The 7,969-nt window shown below is 65.9% G+C and carries 9 protein-coding genes and 1 pseudogene; 5 read left to right on the top strand and 5 right to left on the bottom strand.

Annotated elements, in window-relative coordinates; all coding sequences use genetic code 11:
• A pseudogene (locus L4923_RS30205) lies at positions 1 to 319 on the bottom strand (cisplatin damage response ATP-dependent DNA ligase); the annotation flags it as partial.
• A gap of 286 nt (positions 320 to 605) precedes the next feature.
• The gene (locus L4923_RS30200) at positions 606 to 1,616 is read right to left on the bottom strand and encodes a ligase-associated DNA damage response exonuclease (RefSeq protein ID WP_239370796.1); all 1,011 of its coding nucleotides are present in this window, start codon (positions 1,614 to 1,616) and stop codon (positions 606 to 608) included.
• A gap of 646 nt (positions 1,617 to 2,262) precedes the next feature.
• On the opposite strand from L4923_RS30200, the gene L4923_RS30195 reads away from it, so the two are divergent.
• From L4923_RS30195 to L4923_RS30180, 4 genes are all read left to right on the top strand, one after another.
• Complete coding sequence (locus L4923_RS30195; RefSeq protein ID WP_239370795.1) at positions 2,263 to 3,300, top strand: class I SAM-dependent methyltransferase; 1,038 nt, start codon at positions 2,263 to 2,265, stop codon at positions 3,298 to 3,300.
• A 241-nt stretch (positions 3,301 to 3,541) separates the two neighbouring features.
• A complete protein-coding gene (locus L4923_RS30190; RefSeq protein ID WP_239370794.1) occupies positions 3,542 to 3,856 on the top strand; it encodes an EthD family reductase in 315 nt (104 codons plus the stop codon).
• Between the two features lie 196 nt (positions 3,857 to 4,052).
• Positions 4,053 to 4,541 (top strand): RrF2 family transcriptional regulator, encoded by a 489-nt coding sequence (locus L4923_RS30185; protein WP_239370793.1) that lies wholly within the window; start codon positions 4,053 to 4,055, stop codon positions 4,539 to 4,541.
• 89 nt (positions 4,542 to 4,630) lie between these two features.
• Positions 4,631 to 4,843: a hypothetical protein gene (locus L4923_RS30180; protein ID WP_239370792.1), complete on the top strand. Its 213-nt coding sequence runs from the start codon at positions 4,631 to 4,633 to the stop codon at positions 4,841 to 4,843.
• On the opposite strand, the gene L4923_RS30175 is transcribed toward L4923_RS30180, so the two are convergent.
• Genes L4923_RS30175 through L4923_RS30165 form a run of 3 tightly spaced genes read right to left on the bottom strand, consistent with a single transcriptional unit; the run spans position 4,833 to position 6,547 of the window.
• A complete protein-coding gene (locus L4923_RS30175) occupies positions 4,833 to 5,255 on the bottom strand; it encodes a cupin domain-containing protein (RefSeq protein WP_239370791.1) in 423 nt (140 codons plus the stop codon). The two genes, L4923_RS30180 and L4923_RS30175, sit on opposite strands and share 11 nt — an antisense overlap.
• A 30-nt stretch (positions 5,256 to 5,285) precedes the next feature.
• Positions 5,286 to 6,038, bottom strand: a complete 753-nt coding sequence (locus L4923_RS30170; RefSeq protein ID WP_239370790.1) for an SDR family oxidoreductase — start codon at positions 6,036 to 6,038, stop codon at positions 5,286 to 5,288.
• A gap of 14 nt (positions 6,039 to 6,052) precedes the next feature.
• Positions 6,053 to 6,547: a carboxymuconolactone decarboxylase family protein gene (locus L4923_RS30165; protein WP_239370789.1), complete on the bottom strand. Its 495-nt coding sequence runs from the start codon at positions 6,545 to 6,547 to the stop codon at positions 6,053 to 6,055.
• Positions 6,548 to 6,670: 123 nt separating this feature from the next.
• Here L4923_RS30165 and L4923_RS30160 point away from each other — a divergent pair, with 123 nt between their 5' ends.
• Entirely contained in the window at positions 6,671 to 7,573 is a 903-nt protein-coding gene (locus L4923_RS30160; RefSeq protein WP_239370788.1) for a LysR family transcriptional regulator, read from the top strand.
• Positions 7,574 to 7,969 lie beyond the last annotated feature (396 nt).

The following is a 7,969-nucleotide window of genomic DNA, read 5'->3' as shown; positions in this document are numbered from 1 at the left end:
CCACCACCTCGCCCAGCGTCGGCACGTGGTTCGGCCGCGCGGCGGGGTCGGCCGGCCACACCAGCGAGACGGTCTCGGCGAGGTCGCCGACATAGTCGTAGGAGTAGCCGAACAGCACCGGATCCATGCGCTCGGTGACCAGCGCGCGCAGCATGGCGGGTTTCACCGCCGCGATCGAAAGATCGCCGGTGATCGCCGCCAGCGCATAGCCGCGGTCCGGGTCCTCGACGCTGCGGAAATAATCGGTCAGCAGTTTCAGCTTGCCGTTGCGCGAAGGCGTCAGCACCAGCCGGTCGAGCAGTTCGGCGAAGCGGTTCATGGCTGGGAGGCCCGGGTGTGGGGTGCGCGCGAAAGTGATTTGGGCAAGGGCGCGGCACTCCTCAGAAGTCGCGGCGAGGCACCTCCACTTTTCAAAAATCGCGGCGAGATACCCCCACCCCTAACCCCTCCCCTCACGGGGGAGGGGGACTCGGCATGCGGCAGCTCTCCCTCCCCCTTGAGGGGAGGGGTTAGGGGTGGGGGTCTTTCATCGAGGGGGAATCTGCCATCGGGTAGGGGTCTTGTGCCCCATTCCACAAAAGTCCCCACGCCATCTCCAATACCCATCATTGCCCCTCATCCTCATATCCAATGAGGTGCAGCGGCTTGGCGGCGAGGCCTTCGAGCTCGCACCAGCGCACGAGCGCTTCCTCGCGGCCGTGGGTGACCCAGACCTCGCTTGCGCCGGTCTCCTTGATGGTCGCCGCCAGCTCGTCCCAGTCGCCATGGTCAGAGATGATCAGCGGCAGTTCGACGCCGCCCTGCTTGGCGCGCTGGCGGATGCGCATCCAGCCGGACGCGAAGGAGGAGACCGGGTCGGGGAAGCGCCGCGCCCAGCGGTCGGCAAAGGTCGAGGGCGGGCCGATGACGATGGCCCCGGCGAAGTCGGCCTTGCCGCCGGCTTCCACCGTGGCTGGCTCGAGCTGGCCGAGATCGATGCCCTGGCCCTGGTAATAGTCCGAAATCCTGGCCATGGCGCCGTGGATGTAGATCGGCTTGTCGTAGCCGGCGTCGCGCAGCAGCCGCATCACGCGCTGCGCCTTGCCCAGCGCATAGGCGCCGACCAGATGCGAACGCTCGGGAAACTGCTCGACCGAGCGCAGCAGCTTGCCGATCTCGTCTTGTGCCGGCGGATGGCGGAACACCGGCAGCGCGAAGGTCGCCTCGGTGATGAAGACGTCGCACGGCACCACTTCGAAGGCGGCGCAGGTCGGGTCGGGCTGGCGCTTGTAGTCGCCGGACGCGACGATGGTGAGCCCGTTGTGCTTCACCGCTATCTGCGCCGAGCCCAGCACATGGCCGGCCGGGTGGAAGGAGACGGCAACGCCGTTCAGGCTGATCGTCTCGCCGAGTGCGGCGGCCTGCGTGCTGCCGGCGAAATCCGCGCCGTAACGCAGCGCCATGATATCCAGCGTCTCGCGCGTCGCCAGCACGGAGCGATGGCCGGAACGGGCATGATCGGAATGGCCATGCGTGATCAGCGCGCGGTCGACCGGACTGACAGGGTCGATGAAAAAATCGCCGGGTGGGCAATAAAGGCCCTGGGGACGGGAACACAGCAGATCGCTTGGGCGCATCCTTTAAGGATAGGTCATCGGCCGGCGGAAGAAAGATGCTCCTGACAAGCCTGCTGCCAGATTTGTCAGCAGGAGAGGCTGGGCACTGCTCCTGCCTTCTCCCCGTTTACGGGGAGAAGGTGGCCCGAAGGGCCGGATGAGGGGCGGCGCCATGCAGGCAGAAGCCAGCTCTGCCCCTCACTGCCCTGCCGGGCATCTCTCCCCGTGAACGGGGAAGAGGGCAGCTCCGATGCTGCGCCCGCACTTCCTTCTCCCCGTTCACGGGGAGAAGGTGGCCGAAGGCCGGATGAGGGGCGGGGCCAGGCAGGAGAGCACGGCGCTGCCCCTCTCTGCCCTGCCGAGCATCTCTCCCCGTAAACGGGCGAGAGGGCAGCTCCGATGCTGCGCCCGCACTTCCTTCTCCCCATTCACGGGGAGAAGGTGGCCGAAGGCCGGATGAGGGGCGGGGCCAGGCAGGAGAGCACGGCGCTGCCCCTCACTGCCCTGTCGGGCATCTCTCCCCGTAAACGGGGAGAGAGGGCAACGCCGCCGCCCCGCTTCCTCTTCAGAGGGGCTTGCGCGCGCCACGGCTCTCCACTAGGTCGTGCCCGTCGCTTCCTCGCCATTCCCTTCGCGGACCCGAAGCGACGCGCCGGAGATCCTCCTCATGAAACCGCTACCCGCTTCGTCGGGCGACCTGCTTGCCGACCGCCGCGCCGACTACGCGGAGGCGCTGTTCGCCTCGCAGGATTATGCCGATGCCGCCGAGCTGATGCTGGGTGCGCTGGAACTCGCCCCCGGCTGGGCGCTGGGCTGGTTCCGGCTGGGTGAAATGCAGGAAGCGGCCGGCGACCTGGAGGGCGCGGCCCAGGCCTGGACGATGGCGCTGAAGCTCGACCCCGCCGACCGGCCGGGTTCGACGCTGAAGCTGGCGCTGATCGGCAAGGCGCCGCCCGCCGCCGCCCCGCCGAGCGCTTTTGTCGAGGCGCTGTTCGACCAATATGCGCCGACCTTCGACACCGCGCTGGTGGAAAAGCTCGATTATCGCGTGCCGGAATATCTCGACGAGGCGATCCGGGCCACGGAAAAGCCTGCGGAGGCCACCTCCACGCACCATCCGGCGGACCTTTCGCCAAAGGAGCTGGACTCCCCTGTCCACCCGGATGGGAAGAACGCCAGGCAGCCGGGGTTCGCGACCGGCCGTTCCGGTGCTGGGGGCGGACGCCGTTTTCGCCTGGCGCTCGATCTCGGCTGCGGCACCGGTCTGATGGGCGAAAGGCTGCGCCCACTCGTCGAGCGACTGGAAGGCTTCGACATTTCCGCCGAAATGCTGCGCAAGGCCGAACGCAAGGGCGTCTACGACCGGCTCGGCAAGGCCGATCTGCAGCAGTTTTCCTATGACGGCCCGGCGCCGGACCTCGTCACGGCGGCCGATGTCTTCATGTATGTCGGCGCGCTGGAGAAAGTCGTCGCCACCGTCGCCGGCCTGCTGGCCGCCGGCGGCCTGTTCGCCTTCTCGGTGGAGAAGCTGGACGCGTCCGACGGCTTTGCCCTGCAGCCCTCGCGCCGCTACGCGCATTCGCAAACCTACGTCCGCGCCGTGCTTTCGGCCAACGGCCTTGCCGTCATGTCGCTCGAAGAGCGCATCATCCGCCAGGACCGCCGCCAACCGGTCGCGGGGCTGATCGTCGTGGCGAGGCGCTAGAGCATTGCGCAGCCAGGTGGAATCTCTTGGCGTACAGAAATGCAACGAAAACAAAAGCTTGGATCGTTTGCGCGTTTCCGGGAAAAACGGAAACGCTCTGGGCCACGCCCGTATAAACCGCTGGCGGTAGCGAAAACCGCCTTGCTCCCGTCAAACCCGCTCAGCCAATGTCCGGGTCCGCTTCATGAGTCGGCGAAGGCCGCATGGACTCCTGGAGCGGCGTTCCCGCAGGAGCCTGACCATGATCAAGATGAGCGTTTACTATCCAGCCGATGGCGGCTCGAAATTCGATCACGAATACTACCGCACCCGCCACATGCCGCTGCTCAAGGAACGGCTCGGCGATGCCTGCCTGCGCTACGAGATCGACAAGGGCCTTGCGGGTCGCGAGCCTGGAAGCGCGCCGCAGTTCGTCGCGGCGTGCCACGTCTACGCGCCGAACCTGGAGACATTCCAGCAGGCGCTGGCCCCCCACCGCACGGAGATCGCCGCGGACGTCGCCAACTACACCGACATCGCGCCCATCGTGCAGATCAGCGAAATCGTCGAAGCGTAAGGGGGCGGCTCCCGCCAGGCCCTGCAGCAGTCGGCCTGGGTGGCGGAGAGATAGGCCTTGGCGTCTCTATCTCCCCGCAAGGGGGGAGATGGCAGCGCCGCGCCCCGGTCCCACACCCGTCCCAGTCGTGTCCCCACATTTACATCCCGCCCAAATAGGGATATCCAATATCCGTAATATGGGGTGATGGTGGCCGATGATCCTGAAGAGCCAGGTCGAGTGGGCGCTGCATTGCTGCGCCATCCTGTCCAGCCTGCCGGAAGGTCGCTTCCTGTCGACGAAAGCGCTGGCGGAACTGCATGGCCTGCCGAAGGAGTATCTGTCCAAGGCCTTGCAGAGCCTGTCGCATGCCGGCCTGGTGCACACCACGCTCGGCCCGTCGGGAGGCTATCGCCTGGCCCGGCCGCCGGAACAGCTGACCTTCCTCGACGTCGTGGAAGCCGTGGAGGGCGAGGGCCCCACCTTCGTCTGCCAGAACATCCGCGCCAACAACCCATGCCGCCCGCAAGGCTATTGCGAAAGCACGCCCTGTGCGATTGCCCGCACCATGTGGCAGGCCGACGAGGCCTGGCGAACGGCGCTGCGCAAGGTGACCTTCGCCGAACTGGCGAAGACGCTCGAACAGGAAGTCAGCCCCCAGATATGGGCCGGCACCTTCGAATGGGTGTTGAAGCGCGCTGGCTAGAGCGTTTCCGTTTTAAAGTGCGCAGCGGTTTTCTGCCCGGAATTGTGAAAAAACAAGAATGAGAGCATTGGGAGCGGTTTTCGCCGGAAATGCTCCAGGTCCCGGCAAAGCGCGCCGCGCCGCGTGAACAGCAAAAGCAATTCGGCGCCTACGGACATGCGCAGATCGAGAGCGTGGCGATCGCGCCGCCGATCGCCACCCCCGAATGTGCGCGGCGCGCAGGCTGCGCGCCGGCATGGCCAGATCACGGCGCCGGCCTCGGCACCGCCATCATAGCCAAGCGATCGAACGCTACTTCTTGAGCGGCAGCACCAACTCCTTCTGGGCGGTGTCGACCACGAACACGGCGAGCAGCTTGGCCGGTTTCGTGTCGCTGGCGTTCTTGCTCACGCCGTGGCGGTCGCCCGGAGATTCCGAGAAGTTCTCCCCGGCCTTGTATTCCTTCACCGGGCCGTCATTGACCTGGCTGAGGATGGAGCCTTCGAGCACGGTGGCATAGATGAAGGCCGAGTCCGGATGGAGATGCCCTTCCGAGAAGCCGCCCGGGCCATATTCGACCAACACGCCCTTCAGGCTCTTGCCCGGCACGTTGGGCAGTTCGTGTTCATAGACGAGCGTGACTTTCGAGGCTCCGTCGGCCAGCGCCGGGCCGCCAAAGGGCAGGCCGAAGGACAGAGGGGCGATGGCGAGAGCGGCCAGCATAGGTCTGATCATGGTTTTCATCCTTTACGGTTTGCGGGACGGCTATTTGTGCGGTGCGGTGGCGAACCAGCGCTCGAAGTCGATCTTGCCGAGACGCGGGTTGTCGTCGGAAACGAGCGAGCCGTCCTCCAGCCGGGCGCCGAAATAGCGCGCCTCGCGGTCGACCACGACCTGGCGCGGATCTCCCGCCGCCTTCAGATAGCGGGCGACAAGCTCGTTCAGGCGGAAGCGCTCCGGCCCGGCGATTTCGATCACGCCGTTTGCCGGTGGACTCAGCGCAACCTCGGCCATGGCGTCGGCGACATCGTCCGACGCGATCGGCTGCACGAAGGCCGGCGACAGATAGGCCTTGCCATCCACCGTGCCGCTTTGCGCGATGCCGCCCAGGAATTCCATGAACTGGGTCGAGTGGACGATCGTATAGGGGATGCCTGCCTCGCGGATCAGCTTCTCCTGCACCAGCTTGGCGCGGAAGTAGCCGCTTTCCTGCAGGCGCTCGGTGCCGACGACGGACAGCGCGATGTGGTGTCCGACCCCTGCCGCCTTGGCTGCCGCAAGCAGGTTGCGGCCCGACGTCTCGAAGAACGCCATCACCGCCTTGTCTTCGAAGGACGGAGAGTTGGCGAGGTCCAGAAGCACGGCGCAGCCGGCCAGCGCCTCGGCCAGGCCCTCGCCGGTGATGGTGTCGACGCCGGTGTTCGGCGAGGCCGCGATCACTTCATGGCCCTTCGCCCGCAGGCGCTCGGTCGTCTTCGAACCGATCAGGCCGGTTCCGCCGATGATGACGATCTTCATTCTGATGTCCCCCGTCAGGCGGCTTGAGGTTGCGAGAGGCCGGCCTTGTCGAGGCCGTAGAGCTTGTCGGCCGAGCCGGGCACGGTCTTGAAGGCGATGCTGACGCGGTTCCACGCGTTGATCGCCATGATCGAGAAGGTCAGGTCGGAGATCTCCTTTTCGGAGAGCTGGCCGCGGACCCGCTCATAGAGCTCGTCCGGGATGCCGCCTTCCGGCAGCCGGGTGACGGCTTCGGTCCAGGCAAGGGCCGCCCGTTCGCGCGGCGCGAAAAGGTTCGATTCCCGCCAGATGGCGACGTGATGCAGGCGCAGTTCGGTCTCGCCGTGGATCTTGGCCTCCTTCACATGCATGTCGACGCAGAAGGCGCAGCCATTGATCTGCGAGGCCCGCATATTCACCAGATCGCGGATCGATTGTTCGATGGCGCTGTCTTTCAGCGACAGGCTGAAGTCGGACATCTTCTTCAGGAATGCCGGGGACTGGGCGGCGTAGTTCACACGTTGGCTCATCGTTTGCTCCTCAATTACGGATATTAAGTATCCTTATGGATATCTAATATCCGTAATTACTGGACAGGCAATCGAAACCGCTCTAAGCTCCCTGCATAAGGCTCATGCGCAGGGATATGGGTGATGGACGTCGTCGCGGCTTTGCGGACCTTCCTGCGGGTGGCCGAAACCGGCTCGTTCTCGGCTGCCGCCATCGATCTCGGCCTGACCCAGCCCGCCGTCTCCCGGCAGGTCACGGCGGTGGAAGCGCATTACCGGACGCGGCTTCTGCACCGCACCACCAACGCGCTGTCCTTGACCGTCGAGGGCGAGCGCATGATCCCGCTGGCGCGGCGGGTCATCGAGGCCGTCGAGGCGCTCGACGAGACCGCCTCCGCCGAGGGGCCGATCGTTTCCGGCAAGGTCAGGCTCAGCCTGCCGGCGCCGCTCGGCCTCTATGTCAGCGACCGGCTGCCCGGCCTGCTGCAGGCCCATCCGCGCCTCGCCGTGGACCTGCTCTGCCGCGAGGAACCCTCCGATCTGGTCGGCGAAGCGATCGATCTCGAAGTGCGGCTCGGCGAGGTCGCCGACGGCAGCCTGATCCGCCGCCGCATCGGCTGGACGACCGCTTTCCTGGTTGCTTCCCCGGACTATCTGGCACGGAGGCCGGCGCCGGCCGAACCGGGCGAACTCGGCGGCCATGACTGCATCTGCTACAGCCGTGGCGGCGACGGCCGCAGCTGGCGCTTTTCGGATGGCGCCGAAGAGAGTGAGGCCAGGGTCGCCCCGCGCCTGATGCTCAACAACGCCGCCGCCGTCCACCGCGCAGCCCTTGCCGGCGGCGGGCTGGCCGTGCTCTCGCACATCCTCGTCGGCGCCGACATCGCCGCCGGAAGGTTGGTCAACGTGATGCCCGACCGCCCGCCGGCGCGCTTGCCGATCCAGATCGTCTACGCCTCCCGCCGCAACCTCGCCCCGCGCGTGCGCACCGTGCTCGACTTCCTCGTCGCAGCCGTCAGCGACGACCCGCTGATGCGGGAAGCGTAGAGTGAAAAGCGCGGCGCTGTTATCTGCCCCCTTGCGGGGTTAGGGCCTTGGGTGTCGCGAAGGGCGCGGCGCCTCTATCTCCCCCCTTGCGGGGGAGAAAGCGATTTCAGCATCTTAGACGAGCACGCCCTTTAGGGCGGCGCAGGCTAAGTGCTAGAAATCGCAAGAGAGGGGATTTGCCGGCACAACGCTGGCGATCAGCGTTTTCGCATCCCCGAGAAAAAGGCTCTCCATTTATGAGACCTCTCAGCTGAAGATCCCCTCTCTTGGATTTTCTACGACTTAGCCTGCGCCGCCCTGCGGGCGTGCTCGTCTAAGATCGTGAATGTCCAGCGGATAGAGGGGTTACATTTTGAACCGGATAGATGGGTAACACTTTTCCCCCTATGACACGGC

The organism is Terribium retamae (genome assembly GCF_022347545.1).
GTDB lineage: Bacteria > Pseudomonadota > Alphaproteobacteria > Rhizobiales > Rhizobiaceae > Mesorhizobium > Mesorhizobium retamae.
Note: the sequence above shows the minus strand (reverse complement) of the source record. Positions and strands in the feature narration are given on the sequence as shown.